Origin of the sequence: Pontibacillus sp. HN14 (genome assembly GCF_021129245.1) — a bacterium.
Lineage (GTDB): Bacteria > Bacillota > Bacilli > Bacillales > BH030062 > Pontibacillus.
Window position 1 is genome coordinate 295,344 of the sequence record NZ_JAJOLR010000003.1, and the last position, 15,863, is coordinate 311,206.

Annotated in this window: 17 protein-coding genes; 8 read left to right on the forward strand and 9 right to left on the reverse strand. The window is 42.9% G+C overall.

What is annotated here, in order from left to right; translation table 11 throughout:
* Positions 1-9: 9 nt before the first annotated feature.
* Both LQ226_RS12695 and gntK read right to left on the reverse strand, forming a co-directional pair.
* Positions 10-1,362: a GntP family permease gene (locus tag LQ226_RS12695; RefSeq protein ID WP_231418448.1), complete on the reverse strand. Its 1,353-nt coding sequence runs from the start codon at positions 1,360-1,362 to the stop codon at positions 10-12.
* Between the two features lie 48 nt (positions 1,363-1,410).
* The gene (gene gntK, locus LQ226_RS12700) at positions 1,411-2,949 is read right to left on the reverse strand and encodes a gluconokinase (RefSeq protein ID WP_231418315.1); all 1,539 of its coding nucleotides are present in this window, start codon (positions 2,947-2,949) and stop codon (positions 1,411-1,413) included.
* Between the two features lie 227 nt (positions 2,950-3,176).
* Between gntK and LQ226_RS12705 the strand changes: the two genes are divergently transcribed.
* A complete protein-coding gene (locus LQ226_RS12705; RefSeq protein ID WP_231418317.1) occupies positions 3,177-4,031 on the forward strand; it encodes a MurR/RpiR family transcriptional regulator in 855 nt (284 codons plus the stop codon).
* 50 nt (positions 4,032-4,081) lie between these two features.
* Here LQ226_RS12705 and LQ226_RS12710 read toward each other — a convergent pair whose 3' ends face one another.
* From LQ226_RS12710 to LQ226_RS12730, 5 genes are all read right to left on the reverse strand, one after another.
* Positions 4,082-4,387, reverse strand: coding sequence for a YciI family protein (locus LQ226_RS12710; RefSeq protein ID WP_231418318.1), 306 nt, complete (start codon positions 4,385-4,387; stop codon positions 4,082-4,084).
* 412 nt (positions 4,388-4,799) lie between these two features.
* Positions 4,800-5,948, reverse strand: a complete 1,149-nt coding sequence (gene dgoD, locus LQ226_RS12715) for a galactonate dehydratase (protein WP_231418320.1) — start codon at positions 5,946-5,948, stop codon at positions 4,800-4,802.
* Positions 5,945-6,919, reverse strand: coding sequence for a 2-dehydro-3-deoxygalactonokinase (locus tag LQ226_RS12720; RefSeq protein ID WP_231418321.1), 975 nt, complete (start codon positions 6,917-6,919; stop codon positions 5,945-5,947). Before LQ226_RS12720 ends, dgoD begins: the two co-directional genes overlap by 4 nt.
* A gap of 12 nt (positions 6,920-6,931) precedes the next feature.
* Complete coding sequence (locus tag LQ226_RS12725; protein WP_231418323.1) at positions 6,932-7,558, reverse strand: bifunctional 4-hydroxy-2-oxoglutarate aldolase/2-dehydro-3-deoxy-phosphogluconate aldolase; 627 nt, start codon at positions 7,556-7,558, stop codon at positions 6,932-6,934.
* A gap of 100 nt (positions 7,559-7,658) precedes the next feature.
* Positions 7,659-8,438: an IclR family transcriptional regulator gene (locus LQ226_RS12730; RefSeq protein WP_231418324.1), complete on the reverse strand. Its 780-nt coding sequence runs from the start codon at positions 8,436-8,438 to the stop codon at positions 7,659-7,661.
* Between the two features lie 653 nt (positions 8,439-9,091).
* Here LQ226_RS12730 and LQ226_RS12735 point away from each other — a divergent pair.
* The 6 genes from LQ226_RS12735 (at position 9,092) to LQ226_RS12760 (ending at position 13,014) form a co-directional block, all read left to right on the forward strand.
* Positions 9,092-9,334, forward strand: a complete 243-nt coding sequence (locus tag LQ226_RS12735) for a FeoA family protein (protein ID WP_231418326.1) — start codon at positions 9,092-9,094, stop codon at positions 9,332-9,334.
* Positions 9,335-9,346: 12 nt separating this feature from the next.
* The gene (locus LQ226_RS12740; RefSeq protein ID WP_231418327.1) at positions 9,347-10,078 is read left to right on the forward strand and encodes a FeoB small GTPase domain-containing protein; all 732 of its coding nucleotides are present in this window, start codon (positions 9,347-9,349) and stop codon (positions 10,076-10,078) included.
* Positions 10,068-11,468: a nucleoside recognition domain-containing protein gene (locus LQ226_RS12745; RefSeq protein ID WP_231418328.1), complete on the forward strand. Its 1,401-nt coding sequence runs from the start codon at positions 10,068-10,070 to the stop codon at positions 11,466-11,468. Before LQ226_RS12740 ends, LQ226_RS12745 begins: the two co-directional genes overlap by 11 nt.
* Positions 11,469-11,664: 196 nt before the next feature.
* Complete coding sequence (locus tag LQ226_RS12750) at positions 11,665-11,853, forward strand: hypothetical protein (protein ID WP_231418329.1); 189 nt, start codon at positions 11,665-11,667, stop codon at positions 11,851-11,853.
* Positions 11,854-12,000: 147 nt separating this feature from the next.
* On the forward strand, positions 12,001-12,192 hold the full coding sequence (locus LQ226_RS12755) for an aspartyl-phosphate phosphatase Spo0E family protein (RefSeq protein ID WP_231418330.1): 192 nt from the start codon (positions 12,001-12,003) through the stop codon (positions 12,190-12,192).
* Between the two features lie 90 nt (positions 12,193-12,282).
* Complete coding sequence (locus LQ226_RS12760) at positions 12,283-13,014, forward strand: hypothetical protein (protein WP_231418331.1); 732 nt, start codon at positions 12,283-12,285, stop codon at positions 13,012-13,014.
* A gap of 140 nt (positions 13,015-13,154) precedes the next feature.
* Here the strand turns inward: LQ226_RS12760 and LQ226_RS12765 are convergent, their stop codons facing one another.
* Both LQ226_RS12765 and LQ226_RS12770 read right to left on the reverse strand, forming a co-directional pair.
* Positions 13,155-13,604, reverse strand: a complete 450-nt coding sequence (locus LQ226_RS12765) for a hypothetical protein (protein WP_231418332.1) — start codon at positions 13,602-13,604, stop codon at positions 13,155-13,157.
* A gap of 329 nt (positions 13,605-13,933) precedes the next feature.
* On the reverse strand, positions 13,934-14,119 hold the full coding sequence (locus LQ226_RS12770; protein WP_231418333.1) for a hypothetical protein: 186 nt from the start codon (positions 14,117-14,119) through the stop codon (positions 13,934-13,936).
* A gap of 103 nt (positions 14,120-14,222) precedes the next feature.
* Here LQ226_RS12770 and nagZ point away from each other — a divergent pair, with 103 nt between their 5' ends.
* Entirely contained in the window at positions 14,223-15,836 is a 1,614-nt protein-coding gene (gene nagZ / locus LQ226_RS12775) for a beta-N-acetylhexosaminidase (protein ID WP_231418335.1), read from the forward strand.
* Positions 15,837-15,863 lie beyond the last annotated feature (27 nt).

The following is a 15,863-nucleotide window of genomic DNA, read 5'->3' on the forward strand; positions in this document are numbered from 1 at the left end:
TAGTTTTCTTTATACGAATAAGCTAATGATTAGCGCTACAGCAAATCCGGTAAGGCCAATGATTGTTTCCATGACGGTCCAAGATTGTAGCGTTTGCTTCTCTGTTAAACCAAAGTAACGGTTCACAAGCCAGAAACCAGAGTCGTTTACGTGAGACACGACTGTTGCACCTGATGCGATGGCGATTACAAGTAAACCTAGCATTGGTTCGCTTACATCAAACGTTTCAAGTAGCGGCGAAACAAGGCCAGCTGCTGTAATCATGGATACGGTTGCAGAACCTTGTGCGACACGGACAACTGTTGCGGTTACAAAGGCAAAGACAATGAGTGGCATTTGCATCGTTTGCATCGCATCTGCAAGGATATCACCAATACCAGATTGGATCAGCATCTCACCAAACACACCACCAGCACCTGTTACAAGAATAATAATACCAGCTGGTTCAAGGGCTTTCGTTGTAATCTCTTGTACTTGCTCTTTCGTATACCCTTTCTTAATACCGAAGATATAGAATGTCAGTAATGCCGCAATTGTTAATGCTACGAACGGGTGTCCAACAAAGGTTAATACAGCACGCAGTCCATTACCTTCATCTAATATAAGGTCAGCCAGTGTATTAACAAGAATTAATACAAGTGGCAACGTGATAATTCCAACAACACTGAAGAAACTTGGCAGATTCTCCTCATCAAATTCTTTGTCTTTCATTTGTTCTAGCATGTAATCGGGTACGCCGACGTCAATCTTTTTAGAAATGTATTTCGCAAATACTGGTCCTGCCAGAATCATAGATGGAATTCCGGCTAGTACACCAAATAGGATAACCCAACCTAAGTCTGCATCAAGAATCGATGCCACGGAAATTGGTCCTGGTGTCGGTGGGATGAAGCTGTGTGTAACAGCTAAACCAGCAAGAAGTGGAATACCAAAGTATAATAATGATTTCTTCGTTCTCTGAGATAAGCTATAAATAATCGGAATTAGAATAACAAGTGCTACATCAAGGAATACCGGGATCGATACGATAAATCCTGTTAAACCTAGTGCCCAGCTTACGTTTTTCTCTCCGAATTTGTCCATAAGCGTTAAAGCAAGTCGTTCCGCTCCGCCTGATACCCGGAGCATTTCCCCAAACATAGCACCTAGGCCGATAATAACGGCGACATATCCTAAGGTGCCTCCCATTCCTTTTTCAATGGTTGTCAATATGTCAGCTAGCGGCATTTGAACGGCTAGTCCAACTAATATACTGACAGCCAGTAACGCGATAAATGCCTGAAGCTTTGTCTTCATTACTAAGAATAGTAAGGCAAGTACCGCTAAGATTGCAATAATAATCAGTCCTGCTGTTGATTCCATCATACGTAACGCTCCCCTTTGTCTTTCATTCCCATACTTTTTTTATTTCTATAGATTTGCCAGGTCTCGCTGCACTTCCGAAATCGCTTTAAATTCACTCGGAAGTGTTCGTGCCAGTCGTAAATAAACCGGTTTCAACTTGCGATAGATTGTAACGTGCTCTGGAATCGGCACGTGTTTCACTCTTGTGCTGATTACATCTTGTACACTCTCTAAATCATCAATCATATCAAGCGCTTTCATCGTTAACCAGGCTGCCCCCAGACAAGAGCCTTGGTGACTCTCTGGAATCACGATTTCTGTTTCAAAGATGTCCGCCATAATCTGACGCCATAAACTAGATTTGGCGAAGCCACCACCTGCTCGATATTCCGTAGGTTCAACCCCAGCTTCAATTAATGCAATCGCGACGGAGTACATTTGATACATCACACCTTCTAGGGCGCTTCGGATCATATGGTCACGATTATGGTCTAACGTTAAGCCGAAGAATACTCCTTTTGTATCCGCATCCCAAAACGGCGCCCGCTCCCCTGTTAGATAAGGTAAGAATAACAAGCCGTTTGAACCTGGTTTTACGTTTGAAGCCCTGGCCGTCAGTTCTTCATAAGCACTGATGCCTTTTTCTTTTGCCTTTTCATTAAGATCTGGGAAGAGGTTATCTCGAACCCAGCGGAACGAAATCCCGCCATTGTTAATCGGTCCGCCAATGACCCATTTGTCTTCTGTTAACGCATAACAGAAAATGCGTCCCTTCGGATCGACGGTCGGTTTGTCTACAACAGTTCGGATCGCCCCACTTGTTCCGATCGTACACGCTATTGAACCTGGCTTCAGCGCGCCAACACCAATGTTCGCTAGCACCCCATCACTTGCACCGAGTACAAACGGTGTGTCCGGATCAAGGTTTAAAGAAGCAGCCTTCTCTTCAGATAATCCTCTTACAACGTGCGTCGTTGGCACAGGCTCTGGAAGCTTGTCTTCTGTAATGCCGGCCACTTCCAGGGCTTCTTGATCCCAGGCAAGGTTTTCAAGATTGAATAACCCTGTTGCTGATGCCATGGAATAATCGACGATATAGCGGTTAAATAATGTATAGAAAACGTAGTCTTTTAAAGAAATCCATTTATGTGCTTGTTCGAACGTTTCAGGATCATGCTTTTTCATCCACATTAACTTAGGAAGCGGAGACATTGGGTGAAGCGGTGTTCCGGTTCGTAAGTAAATGTCGTGTCCATTTCCTTCTTTTAATTCCTCAACTTCTTCCACACAGCGTTGGTCCGCCCAGGTTAAAGCATTTGTTAAAGGATTTCCGGCTTGGTCAACGGCAAGCAGGCTATGCATCGCCGCACTGAAACCGATTCCAGATACCGTTCCGCCCTTTTGCTGAACTTCTTTCGCCACAGCCGCCAGTGTGTGCATAACGGCTTGGTTAATTTCTTCTGGGTCTTGTTCTTTCCTCACTGGATCCGGAGAATAAAGGGGATATTCCTTCTCCACCTCAGACCAGATTTGTCCATTACGGTCATAAGCCAATGTTTTCGTACTTGTTGTTCCGATATCAATTCCTATTATGATGTCTGTCATCGCTTTTTCCCTCCAAAGAACGTGCTAACAGTGGTAACCGCTTTCAACTCTATCAAAAAAATAGAATCGCAAACACTTTGTGCGAAATATTTTTTCTTGCAACTATGATTATACATGAAATTTTCTTCAGATCAACCGCTTTCATGAAATTTATTTTCTTACATTTCCTTTTACATGAAAAAAATTTTGTTTACACTAGAGAGTAGAAAGAAACGGAGGGGAACGACATGGCTGAAGCTTCTACTCAAGTCATCAACCGAATAAAGTCGTACTATCGTAACATGAGTGATAAAGAGAAACGGATCGCTGACTACATATTGAAAGATCCGAATAAGATTATTCACACGACCATTAACCAGGTCTCAGAGGATCTTGGGGTTGCCGATGCGACGGTCTTTCGGTTTTGTAAGACATTAGGATACAAAGGGTACCAGGCATTAAAGATCTCCCTGGCCTCTGAGATTGTTAGCCCGATTCAGGATATTCATGAGAAGATTACAGAAGAAGATAGTGAAATGGATATCTTACAGAAGGTATTCCAAGCGAATATGAATGCTGTTCAATATACGAAAGACATTCAGCAGGAGGCAACGTTCTCAAAAGCACTTGACTACATTGTGAATGCACGTCAAATTCACTTCTATGGTAACGGGGGGTCAGGGGTAACGGCACTTGATGGGCAGCATAAATTTATGCGAAGTGGTCTTCCGAGCCATGCGTATACAGATACCCACCTGCAATTAATGGCGGCTTCTCAGCTGACGTCTGAAGATGTGGCGTTATTTATTTCTCATACCGGCTCGAATAAGGATATTCTTGAAGTCATTGAAGTGGCAAAGGAAAACGGGGTACCAACAATCGGTATTACCAACTTCGCCAAATCGCCGTTCAGCAAACTTGTGGACGTCTGTCTGTTTACTACTTCTCAAGAAACCGATTATCGTTCAGAGGCCCTTGCTTCAAGAATTGCAGAGCTATCAATTATCGATGCCTTATACGTCAATTACAGCCTGAAGCATCAGGAACAAGCACAACACGCCCAAACGAAGATGCGCGATGCGATATCAAGACGGAGATTATAGACCATAAAAAAACGCTCAGAAAAAAATTCTGAGCGTTTTCTCATGTTCGATTACTTTTCACTTTGAAGAGCTGTCCTATAAGAGAAAACTTCCGCTGTCATAATTCCATGTTTCACAGCAGGATCTTCCTTCATAAATTCTTCTGCCTTATCATCACTCTCTTCTTTAAACACCACAATCCCAAAGCCTTTATCATCTTCTCTATCTGTCTTACCAGCAGTGATGACTTTCCCTTCATGACAGTACTCCTTCAGCCTAACAAAATGTTCACTTATGAGAGCCTCATCCGCTTCCGTCCAATTTTTCTCTTCATGTAAACGAGGAATAAGCTTCAATACGTATATGTATTCCCTCATTTAACCACCCCTCCCCTTTCAATCATTTTCTAATAGATAGCTGTAGAGTTTTTTTCAATTTCTAATTCTTGTCAAGGTGTACTATTTGCTCTATCAGTGGGGTCCACATTATATATTATCGACTCCGCCACAAGTTATGGCAACATTTTGTTTAGTCTAACTCAGGCAAAGGAGGGCCGGGGAAAATGCGAGACTCCCGTGGAAAAACGGGCTTCCGAGATCCCGCAGAGAGCGTAGCGAACGAGGAGCTCGGGAGTTCGTCCACAGGAAAGCGAGTGTTTTCCCCGGCCCTCCTTCCTCTCATCTTTAGTAAACAAAACGTTAAACTTATCCGATAACCTACAACAGCCATCGTCTACTCTCTATAAATAAAAAAGGGATACAAATCCGTTTAGATTTGTATCCCTACCCCTTACCACTCTGCAATACTATTATCTTGATGACGCCATACCGGATTGCGCCAGTTGTGACCTTCTTCTGCCCGTTCTTTTACATACTCTTCGTCAATTTCAATCCCAAGACCCGGTCCTTGCGGGATCTGAACGAAGCCATCTTTATAATCAAATACACTACGGTCTTTAATGTAATCTAGTAGATCATTCTCTTTGTTGTAATGAATACCAAGACTTTGCTCTTGAATGAAGGCATTGTGCGCTGTGGCATCTACCTGAAGGCAAGAAGCAAGGGCGATTGGACCTAATGGACAATGCGGCGCCATAGCGACATCATACGCTTCAGCCATGGAAGCAATTTTCTTCACTTCTGTGATCCCGCCCGCGTGAGAAAGGTCCGGTTGGATAATATCTGCATGCCCTGATTCCAGTAGCGGCTTGAAGTCCCAGCGAGAATACATGCGCTCTCCTGTTGCAATTGGAATGTGGGTATGGCGTGTAATTTCTCTTAACGCTTCATTGTTTTCAGCTAGTACAGGCTCTTCAATGAACATCGGGCGGAATGGTTCAAGTTCCTTAGCGAGCACCTTCGCCATTGGTTTATGCACACGGCCGTGAAAGTCAATGCCTATGCCGACTCCATTTCCGACAGCTTCACGTACCGCTTGAACCCGTTCAACGGCTGCATCGACTTTGTCGTAGGAATCGATATAGTGCATTTCTTCTGTTCCGTTCATTTTAATGGCATGGAATCCAGTGCTGACGGCTTCCTTCGCCGCTTCCCCAACATCAGAAGGACGATCTCCGCCAATCCACGAATACACTTTAATGGAATCACGACACGCTCCTCCTAGCAGTTGATAGACAGGCGCATTGTAGTACTTCCCTTTAATATCCCATAAGGCCTGATCAATACCAGCGAGTGCACTCATTAGAATTGGACCTCCCCGGTAGAAACCAGAACGATACAGCATGTTCCAGTGATCTTCAATACGAAGAGGATCTTTACCCATTAGGTATTCCATCAGCTCCTCTACAGCCGCTTTCACCGTATGAGCTCTTCCTTCAATGACCGGTTCTCCCCAGCCTTTAATCCCTTCATCTGTTTCAATCTTTAGGAATAACCATCTAGGTGGTACTTGGTATAGTTCGTAATTTGTGATTTTCATTGTGATGCCTCCTGTTTGTTCCATTCTTCTATAATCGTTAAAGCACCTTCGAGCGTAGCCCGTTCACTTTCTGATTCATCCGCTTCGAGAATCGGAATCCCTTCAGAAACAACGTTAGGCAGAAGATGCGTAAACACACTTCGAAGGGGGTTAGACCCCCCTACCATGATCCATTCGACCTTCTCCATTTTTTCGATGACTCTTACATCCTCAGAGACAACCGCCCCCGCTAAATAGTTCGCACGCTGATTGGCTGTAGCCTGTCCCTCAAGGTGAAGAAGGCGAATGTGAAAGAGAGATCGAAGCAAGCCCACATCCCGAGCTGCACGGAACCCAGCTTCCAAATAGGACTGATCCACCTCTTCAATTAACGTATCATCAATTGAATTAGCAAGGATCGTTTCTTTCTCTACAGCTCTCATCATTTCTCCTCCAAGAGTTGTGTAGCTATAATTAATCGTTCCCTCTGTTACACCTACATATTTCGTATGAGAACCTGGAAGGATCATAAGACCCGCCCCATCTAACGGTCTCTGCTGAATCAATCCGAGCGTTTCTACTTCCTCTCCCCGCATAACATCTTTCTGATCTAACTCTTCCCCTTCTGTTCGGACACCAGGGATCCACATAAACGGCACATCCCCGAATCCTTCCCACTTTGTGATTACCGTTCCTTTAGCCAACGATTCATTCGTAACGGGAGCTATTAGATGAGGAACTTCATAGATTCCGAGATTCGACGTTAACATGCCCGAAGACACTACAGCGCTTACATCAGAAACAGAGAAATCGTTCTTCTCAAGAAACGCCTTCATCTCTTTTTCTAATTCGTGGATGAAACGCTTCTTTGTTCCTTCTATGGCTACATCCCGTATACCAAGGGAGAGCTTCTTCTCATCGATCAGCTTCCGGTTTTTCCGGATCAGTCGCATGCGTGTATGGGTCGTCCCCCCATCAAGAACCAAGTACACTTCTCCCACCCCTTATATTTCTTTGACTTTCGTGATGATCTTCCTGGCTTGTTCTTCGATTTTGTCGAAATCTTTTTGTTCAATCCAATTTGGATGAACAAGTGAACTTCCTAAACCAACAGAACTCCATCCGTTTGCTAAGTAGTCTTGTATATTCTCATCAGACACTCCGCCAACGGCCATCCCTTGTATAAATGGTAGTGGCCCTTGAATGTCTTTCAAATAGTTTGTTCCAACATGTCGTACCGGAAATACTTTCACCATTTCAGCACCAGCTTCATACGCCTCTAACGCCTCTGTTGGCGTGAAGACACCTGGAATGACAGGAATCCCGTTTCGATTCCCCACTTCTATGGTCTCTTTTCTATAAGTGGGCGCTAATAGAAAATCTGCACCAGCCATAATGGACTGACTTGCCTGGTGTTCATCAAGAACCGTCCCTGCTCCCACCACCATGTCCGGGTGACTCTGTTTAATGGCCTGAATATGTTCAAGCGCCCCCGGGGTGTTTAGAGTAACTTCAATAATTCGTACCCCGCCGTTATATAAAGACGTCGCCACATCCAGAATCGATTCTGGATTCTCTAAGCGAAGAATCGCAACGACTTTTTCTTTCGCAATCTGTTGTAATGTCGACATTGAACCCCTCCGTTCCGTATTAAGGAACACTGTTCCATTATTCGTTGTAAAAAAAAGCCCTTACAAAAAGAGCCTAGCTTATTGGATTGGAAATTGTCAACTATAAATCCTGACCGGTATATCCTAGCTGGCGGGAAATTTCAAGGGCTGAATGACGAACTTCCTGCTTACATCGACCTAATTTCTCTTCTGTCATCCGGTTACTCGCTCCCGCCACACTGACAGCAGCCACCACTTCTCCCCTGTGGTTATAGATCGGTGCAGCAACACAGCGAACCCCTTCTTCATGCTCTTCCCAGTCCAAAGAAAGCTGGTTTTCACGGATACTCCTTACATGCTTAACGAGATCATCCACATCTGTAATGGTATGAGAGGTGTAGGCTTTTAGATCGCTTTTTGCATACATCTTCCGAATCTCTTCTTCTGTTTCATAGGCCAGAAGTAATTTCCCTATCCCTGTACAATACAAAGGCGCGCGCTTCCCGATCGCTGAGTACATGCGGATGGTAGCATACTTCTCCACCTTATCAATATAAACCACTTCCTCATGATCCCGAACTCCAATATGTACCGTCTCCCCCGTTCGTTCTGCAAGAGCATGAATAGAAGAAGAAGCAACTTGCCTAATGTCCAGATCCTCAGCCACACTTTCTCCAAGCTCAAGCAACTTCAAGCCAAGACGATAGTACTCAGAAGTCTCATCCTGTTGAACAAACCCTTGCATCTTTAAAGAAGACAGCAAGCGATGAGCCGTGCTCTTTGACACATCAAGGCGGTGCGAAATTTCTGTCACCCCAAGCCCCGCTGATTCTGATTGCAGTATGGATAATATCTGTAATGCCCGGTTTACGGACTGAATGGTTGTGCCTTCTTGTTTCATCCCAATTCTCCTTATCTTGTTCAACTCGTTCTTTCATTTAAATGTATCATGAATCGAAATGAGGTGCACACTGCTTCCTCGAAGTTTGTGTGCTTGGGCTTGCTCGGGGACAACTCGCTTTCCTGCGGGGAGCTGGGAAGCCTCCTCATTCGCTACGCTCATTCCGGGGTCTTCCCTAGGCTCCTTCCCCCGCGGGAGTCTCGCAGTCCCCGAGCAAGCCCTGGCATTTGGTAGTGAACAGAATGGATCCCATTCTTCTAACACCTATATTTCGCGTTTCTGTTTCTACCAATATAGAAAAGGAGGGCCTGGAAACTGCGAGACTCCCGTGGGCAGAAGAGCCTAGGTGAGACCCCGCAGTCCGGCTTTGCCGGATGAGGAGGCTCACCAGCTCCCCACAGGAAAGCGAGTGGTTTCCAGGCCCTCCTTACTCTCAACCAAAATAACAGAAACTTTTCCGAAACGGATCCTAACTACCTAACTCAAAAGAATAAGTTGCCCTAAGGAAACAAAATGAGTTACAATCAAAATATATAACTTCGGTAAAATCACATATATATAAATAACACATAGTATAGAGCACCTAAAATTTTTTACCCTATTTCTTTACCTGGTGCAACTTTTTATACCTAGATCAAAAGAGGAGCGGTTAGATGGATCAGGCTAAACCGATTAATCAATTTAACATTGGAGACCATGTTGAAATTACATCCATTGCATTAAAAGACGTTATGAGAAGGCGCCTTCTGGACTTAGGATTTGTACCCGGCGCTCGGGTGGAGGTCGTTCAAAAGAGTCCATTAGGAGACCCGATTGCATTTAGAGTGAGCGGAACGCAAATTGCTTTACGGAAAGAAGAAAGTTCTCTTATTTACGGTAAGGGAACCAGAGTTTAAGGAGGTCACAAGATGAGTCATACGATTGCACTCGCAGGAAATCCGAATACAGGGAAAAGTACGCTTTTTAACCTTCTAACCGGGTTGAGACAGCACACCGGAAACTGGCCAGGAAAAACGGTATTGCGCGCTGAAGGAGAGCTTCAAACCGATCGTCATTCTTATAAGATCATTGATTTACCAGGCACTTATTCTCTTTACTCCAATTCATCCGATGAAGAAGTCGCAAGAGACTATATTATTTTTGAAAAGCCTGATATTACGTTGGTGGTTGTGGACGCTACGTCATTGGAGCGAAACTTAAACTTAGCCCTACAAGTGTTAGAGATGACAGACCGGGCTATTGTTTGCGTGAACTTAATTGATGAAGCAAGACGAAAAGGAGTTACGGTTGATAAAGATAAATTATCGAAGTATCTTGGCGTGCCAGTTGTTCTTATTTCAGCACGGGAGAAAATAGGCGTGATTCAATTGCTAAAGACGATTGATCAGATGGCAGAAGGGCTAATTGAAACGAAACCTTACCAAATTCAATACTCTCTAGAAGTCGAATCCCAGATCCAGGAGATGGAACCTAAAATCAAACAGATTTTCGGGAATAGTCTTCCTTCTCGTTGGATTGCCTTACGGATACTAGATCGTGATGAACATCTCTTAGATGCTTTGAAGCGTCATGTTAAACACCCGAACGAACCAAAAGTAGATAGCGAGGTTGCGCAAGGAGGATGTTGTCATGGAGCTTAACACCGATCAAAAGCTAGCAGAGTTAGATGCGATCTTTAACGAACACGCACACCGATCAACAGATGAAGTTCGCGACCACATCGTATCTCGCATCTATAAATCATCGCAAAATGTAACAGATGCTACCGTTGAGAAGTCGGGTAAAAAAATGTCATGGATTGATCAAAATTTGGATAATGTTTTAACGTCTAGAACATTCGGTTTCCCGATTATGTTCCTCATGTTAGGTGTTGTCATCTACTTAACGATTGCTGGGGCTAACATTCCTGGCGTTTATATTGCCGCTCTTTTCGCTCAGGTCGAAGATTGGCTTACCGTTCTCTTTCAGTGGATGAACTCACCAGATTGGTTATACGGCATTGTCGTCGAAGGACTTTACAGAGGAACGTCTTGGGTCGTGAGCGTGATGTTGCCTCCAATGGCGATCTTCTTCCCTTTATTTGCGTTACTTGAGAACTTCGGCTACCTGCCACGGGTCGCCTTCAATATGGACCGCTTCTTTAAGAAAGCTGGCGCCCACGGGAAACAATCTCTTACGATGGCGATGGGCTTTGGCTGTAATGCGGCAGCGGTTATGTCTTCTCGTATCGTTGAATCACCAAGAGAGCGCATGCTTGCGATTTTAACGAACAACTTCGTTCCTTGTAACGGACGCTGGCCTCTATTAATCTTGCTGGCTGGATTGTTTATGGCAGCTGGTTTTTCTGGCGGAATGAACACGTTCGTTTCGGCTGGCGTCGTCGTTGGTATTGTCTTATTCGGGGTTGCTATGACTCTACTTGTTTCCTGGGGCTTATCTAAGACACTATTAAAAGGGGTTCCGACCCACTATACATTAGAACTCCCCCCTTACCGGAAACCGAAAGTATGGAACACCATTGTTCGTGCAACACTTGATAAATCATTATTTGTACTGAAAAGGGCTGTTCTCATTGCGGCTCCTGCCTCCCTCGTGACATGGATTTTAGCCAATATTTTTGTTGGAGATTTAAGCATTCTAGAGCATGTGGCTTTATTCTTAGATCCGTTCGCTCAGGCGATTGGATTAGATGGGTTTATCTTACTTGCCTTCATCCTAGGCTTACCGGCTAACGAAATTGTGCTGCCGATCTTACTCATGAGTTACCTTTCAACAGGTTCCATGGTGGAAGTCACGAATCTAACCGAGTTAAAGCAAATCTTCTTAGATCATGGATGGACCTGGTTAACCGCGTTAAACATGATGCTGTTCTCCTTGCTTCACTACCCATGTGGCACAACTATGATTAACATTTATAAAGAAACGAAAAGCCCGAAATGGACCTTTGTCGCCTTTGCTTTACCGACTGCCATTGCGCTAATTGTTACGTTTATAATTGCACAGGTTGTTCGAGGGTTTGGATTGGTTTAACAGCAAAAAACTCACTTGCCGAATTGGGAAGTGAGTTTTTTATTATTTAAAACCATTCAATAAAAATGGAAAGCACATTGCCCTACCATATCATCTATTTCAGTCGTGCGAAGTAAAAATGTCATTGACTATATGATCAAAAAGGGGTATAAATATATTATACATAACTTATACAAAGGAAGGGAGAGAATGGGTCATGTTTAGGTTAATCAGAAGTATTAATGGTACAAAGCAGGTACTGAAAGACCCTATTACCCAACAGGAGAAGTTGTTTCATCACGTTGAAGATGCCGTTCCTTTAAAGGGCAAGCTGAATAGCGTATTACTTGATGGGGAAAACTTTTGGGATATCGAACCCATCGACGTACCCACGGTTCATACATAAAATAAGCCTTCAGCTGAACAATACACCAACGCCCCCTCCTCACCTTTTTAAAAATATTTTCAAAAAACACGTTTAATATGATTTCACCAAGGGGTACAAGACCAATAGATATTTTCTAAATTTTGGTTAATGACCGGAGGATAAAGGGTGGAAGCAACTTTTATGAATACGATTGAATGTCTGGAACATAAGATTGAAAAGATTAGAGAAAAAATGTATGTGGCTTTTAATAATTCAGTCGAATATAGCGAACTTGTGAAGATCTCTCAGGATTTAGATGAACTTCTCAATCAGCTAGACGACCTAAATAAAAGGAACGCGAACATTTCGAGTCATTAGGATGACTCGATTTTTTATTTACCTTTTCACTTTACTCTTCTTTTAATAGGGTACATATGATAGACGATCTTTAAAACAGGGGATGTTAACATGAAAAGTAGATATATCCTTTCAACACTCATCTTAGGGACGATGATCATTTCAGGATGCAATGACAAAGAACAGACTGAAACGGATTCCACGAACTCAGAAGTAACCCAGTCCGATTCAGAAGAGCAAGATCAAGGTGACACCAATCCGGAACAATCATCCTCAACTAACGAGAATAAAGAAGAGAAAAGCTCAGACGCTGAAAAGGATACTAACACTAGTGAAGGTGCGGATGAATCTACTCAAAAACAGTCGTCAGACCAAGCTAGTCCATCTTCTCTACCTGAGAACGTAAAAATGAAAGAATTCGAAACGAAAGAAGCAGCTTCAGCGTATATCGATGGATACCAAAAGGTGACACAAACGAATTTAGACCTTGGCCATGATATAGAAGCCTTACAAGATGCCGGGGCAGGCCATCAGTACCTATCATGGAATGAAGGAAACTGGTGGATCGGACTCGATTATCCTACAGATTCAACGTATGCCGTAGAGCAAAATTCTGATGAAAAAGAGCTAGCGAAAAAGATTGTTACCTATTTAGACACTCACTATCTTCCTGCACCAAAAGAAATTGGCGCTATACAAGTAAATGGATTTAGGGACTCTTCTCAGACAAAAATACAATGGCAAAATGAGAATGTCGTCTATGAAATCACTTCTAATAAGAATAATCCTTTGGAAACAATTGAAATGGCTGTGGACGCCGGGAAGACGATCAGAGGTGAGTAAAGAGGCAGAATGATTGCCTCTTTTTTTATTAGAAAGATCACCGCATTGTTTGTTAACATTTAGTATAGTTTCTACTGACACATTGAAGCAGCTTGTCTCTTAAAGGAATTCTACTATTATATTGTTGGTCTAGGTAGTGCTTAATACAGAAACAGGGCTACCACGGACATTATAGGAGGAAGAGATACGATGAGGCACTTCACAAAAGTGTTAGTCTTTTCAATGATGACATCTATATAGAGCAGACATAGTAAACCAATCGCATATCTACACCAATAAAATAAAACTGCCATAGTCATAAAAGTAAATCTATCTAAATAGACATTTGCAACTACAAATAAAAGGAATACATTCATCCACATAGGCCATCTAGTATAAAGCTGACGAATACCTATATAGGTTAATGCATTAAGGATGATAAAGATTAAATATGAACGCAGATTAAAAAACATGCCAAACAGCCCTCCTTCAAAATTTGCTTCACCTGAAGGAAACCCACCCGTAACAAGCAATGTCACATGGAATAAACCATGGTTTATGATAAATACGATCGCAGCTCCTAATAAGCTTTTTTTAAAGAGTAACTCCATATTTTCACCGCCGATTAAGATATGAATGATTCAGATAGCATCTAAAGGGTTCAGGATTAGTAGATTCTAAGAAATTAATCACCTACTAAATTACTTTCTGGTTATACAAGAACTCTGCTATCATCACGTTCGCTAATCAATCTCATAAAACCTTTTGGATATAAAAAACAAATCAAAGGGCTCAGAGAAAAAGGAGAGCATTTTATGAAAAATAGAAGAAAACTTTTATACATTAGCCTATTTTTGGTTTTGTTAACTATTTATATGCCCTTAACCAAAAAACCTGGGGCCTTCTACTATGAGCTTGGCTACCCTTTTCATTACATAACCTACCTATCCACTAGCGAGATCCCACAAAATAAACTGCTAATCTTTTGGCCGACTAATTGGCTGAATCTTTCCATAGAAGTTATTCCATTATTCATAAATATGTTGATCATATATTGGGTCCTGCGAATGTTCATTAAACTGTTTAGAAGGATAATCGATGGAACCAACTTTAATGCTTCTTCCAAATAACTCTCCCCCTTTAGGATATGCAGGGGTTTTTACATTGCCATCCCCTTGTGCTAGTCTTATCGCAAACCCACACTTACTAAATTTAGAGGAGGATGTAAGGTGAAGAAGTTGTTTTTCTCTATTGTCCTTATTCTTTTGTTTGGTGGAACCTTTACTTCTGTTACGTTCGCCTCGGGATTCTCTGATGTACATAAAGAAGATCGCTTCTATAAGGAAATTATGTACTTAACGAATGAGTCGATCATTTACGGCTTTCCAAACGGAACCTTCCAACCTGAAGGAGACATCAACCGGGCCCAGGCCGCCATCATGATTGGCAGAGCTTTAGGTTATGATGGAGCCCAGCAGGAGACTGAATTCCCCGATGTCCATGGTAGAGCTAGTGGCTATGTTGCTTCGCTCGCATCAGATGGCATCATTAATGGCTTTCCTGATGGTACTTTCCGTCCGGATGAGGTTATCACTCGTGCTGATATGGCCATCTTTCTAGATCGAGCATTTGTTTCAAGTGAAGTGGATGGCTTAGAATACTTCAAAGATGTAGGCCCCAATATGCAAGCTTATAAGGCCATTGCAAACCTCCGTTCCGTAGGAGTTGCCATGGGGTATCCAGATGCCACTTATCATCCTAATGAGGAATTGAACCGGAAACAATTCACTGCATTTCTCGCACGAATAATTTCTCCAGAGCAATTTGTTTCTGAACGATTAAATGTAAGCGATCTCACTTTAAGTGAGAGGATCGGGCAGATGGTGATTGCAGGGATTGATGGCACTTCCTTAAATCCAGCTGATAAAAGGCTTATTACAGATGACCACGTTGGTGGCTTTATCTTTTATGCCAACAACTTAGAGACACAACAACAAACGATCAACTTCGTGAATGAAGTAAAAGCAGCGAACCAAATCAACAAACTCCCTCTTTTCATCAGTGTCGATCAAGAAGGAGGCCGAGTGGCTAGGCTACCAGGAGTCAAAGCTACGCCGTCTAACGAAACCATCGGTGATCGAAATGATCCAGCATACGCCTATTCCATTGGTCAAACATTGGGACGTCAATTAGATTCGATGGGCTTTAACCTTGATTATGCTCCTGTCCTCGACGTGAACAGCAATCCTGACAATCCGGTAATTGGAGACCGTTCCTATGGCGATCAAGCATCAATTGTAAGCGAGATGGGAATCCAGACGATGAAAGGGATTCAATCCGAGAACATTATTCCAGTAATCAAACACTTCCCAGGTCACGGGGATACATCTGTAGACTCTCATATTGAGTTGCCTACTGTGAATAAAAGTTTATCTCAACTGGAAGAACTAGAACTTGTTCCGTTTAAGAAAGCTATAAATAATGGAGCAGATGTCGTGATGGTGGCACATATCTTAATGAAACAACTGGATTCCACCTACCCTGCTTCCATGTCAGAGACAGTCATTAGCGATATTCTACGGGATCAACTAGATTTCAACGGCGTTGTCATGTCCGATGATATGACAATGGGCGCAATTGCGAATAACTATGGAGTCGGAGAATCGGCAGTTAGAGCCGTTCAAGCCGGAAGCGACATTGTCTTAGTGGCTCATAACGAACAAAATGTCACCGCAGCCATCAAAGCAATTAAAACAGCCGTTAAAGATGGTCGTATTTCAGAAGCAAGAATGAACCGTAGTGTTCAGCGAATTATTGATTTAAAAAACAAGTACCTTCCATAAAGCTTGGTGCTATTCTAACTTCAAGCA

What these genes read in the sequence shown, in the direction of transcription:
- LQ226_RS12695 (WP_231418448.1), bottom strand. Translation starts at nt 1,362, where the DNA reads ATGGAATCAACAGCAGGACTGATTATTATTGCAATCTTAGCGGTACTT.
- gntK (WP_231418315.1), bottom strand. Translation starts at nt 2,949, where the DNA reads ATGACAGACATCATAATAGGAATTGATATCGGAACAACAAGTACGAAA.
- LQ226_RS12705 (WP_231418317.1), top strand. Translation starts at nt 3,177, where the DNA reads ATGGCTGAAGCTTCTACTCAAGTCATCAACCGAATAAAGTCGTACTAT.
- LQ226_RS12710 (WP_231418318.1), bottom strand. Translation starts at nt 4,387, where the DNA reads ATGAGGGAATACATATACGTATTGAAGCTTATTCCTCGTTTACATGAA.
- dgoD (WP_231418320.1), bottom strand. Translation starts at nt 5,948, where the DNA reads ATGAAAATCACAAATTACGAACTATACCAAGTACCACCTAGATGGTTA.
- LQ226_RS12725 (WP_231418323.1), bottom strand. Translation starts at nt 7,558, where the DNA reads ATGTCGACATTACAACAGATTGCGAAAGAAAAAGTCGTTGCGATTCTT.
- LQ226_RS12730 (WP_231418324.1), bottom strand. Translation starts at nt 8,438, where the DNA reads ATGAAACAAGAAGGCACAACCATTCAGTCCGTAAACCGGGCATTACAG.
- LQ226_RS12735 (WP_231418326.1), top strand. Translation starts at nt 9,092, where the DNA reads ATGGATCAGGCTAAACCGATTAATCAATTTAACATTGGAGACCATGTT.
- LQ226_RS12740 (WP_231418327.1), top strand. Translation starts at nt 9,347, where the DNA reads ATGAGTCATACGATTGCACTCGCAGGAAATCCGAATACAGGGAAAAGT.
- LQ226_RS12745 (WP_231418328.1), top strand. Translation starts at nt 10,068, where the DNA reads ATGGAGCTTAACACCGATCAAAAGCTAGCAGAGTTAGATGCGATCTTT.
- LQ226_RS12750 (WP_231418329.1), top strand. Translation starts at nt 11,665, where the DNA reads ATGTTTAGGTTAATCAGAAGTATTAATGGTACAAAGCAGGTACTGAAA.
- LQ226_RS12760 (WP_231418331.1), top strand. Translation starts at nt 12,283, where the DNA reads ATGAAAAGTAGATATATCCTTTCAACACTCATCTTAGGGACGATGATC.
- LQ226_RS12765 (WP_231418332.1), bottom strand. Translation starts at nt 13,604, where the DNA reads ATGGAGTTACTCTTTAAAAAAAGCTTATTAGGAGCTGCGATCGTATTT.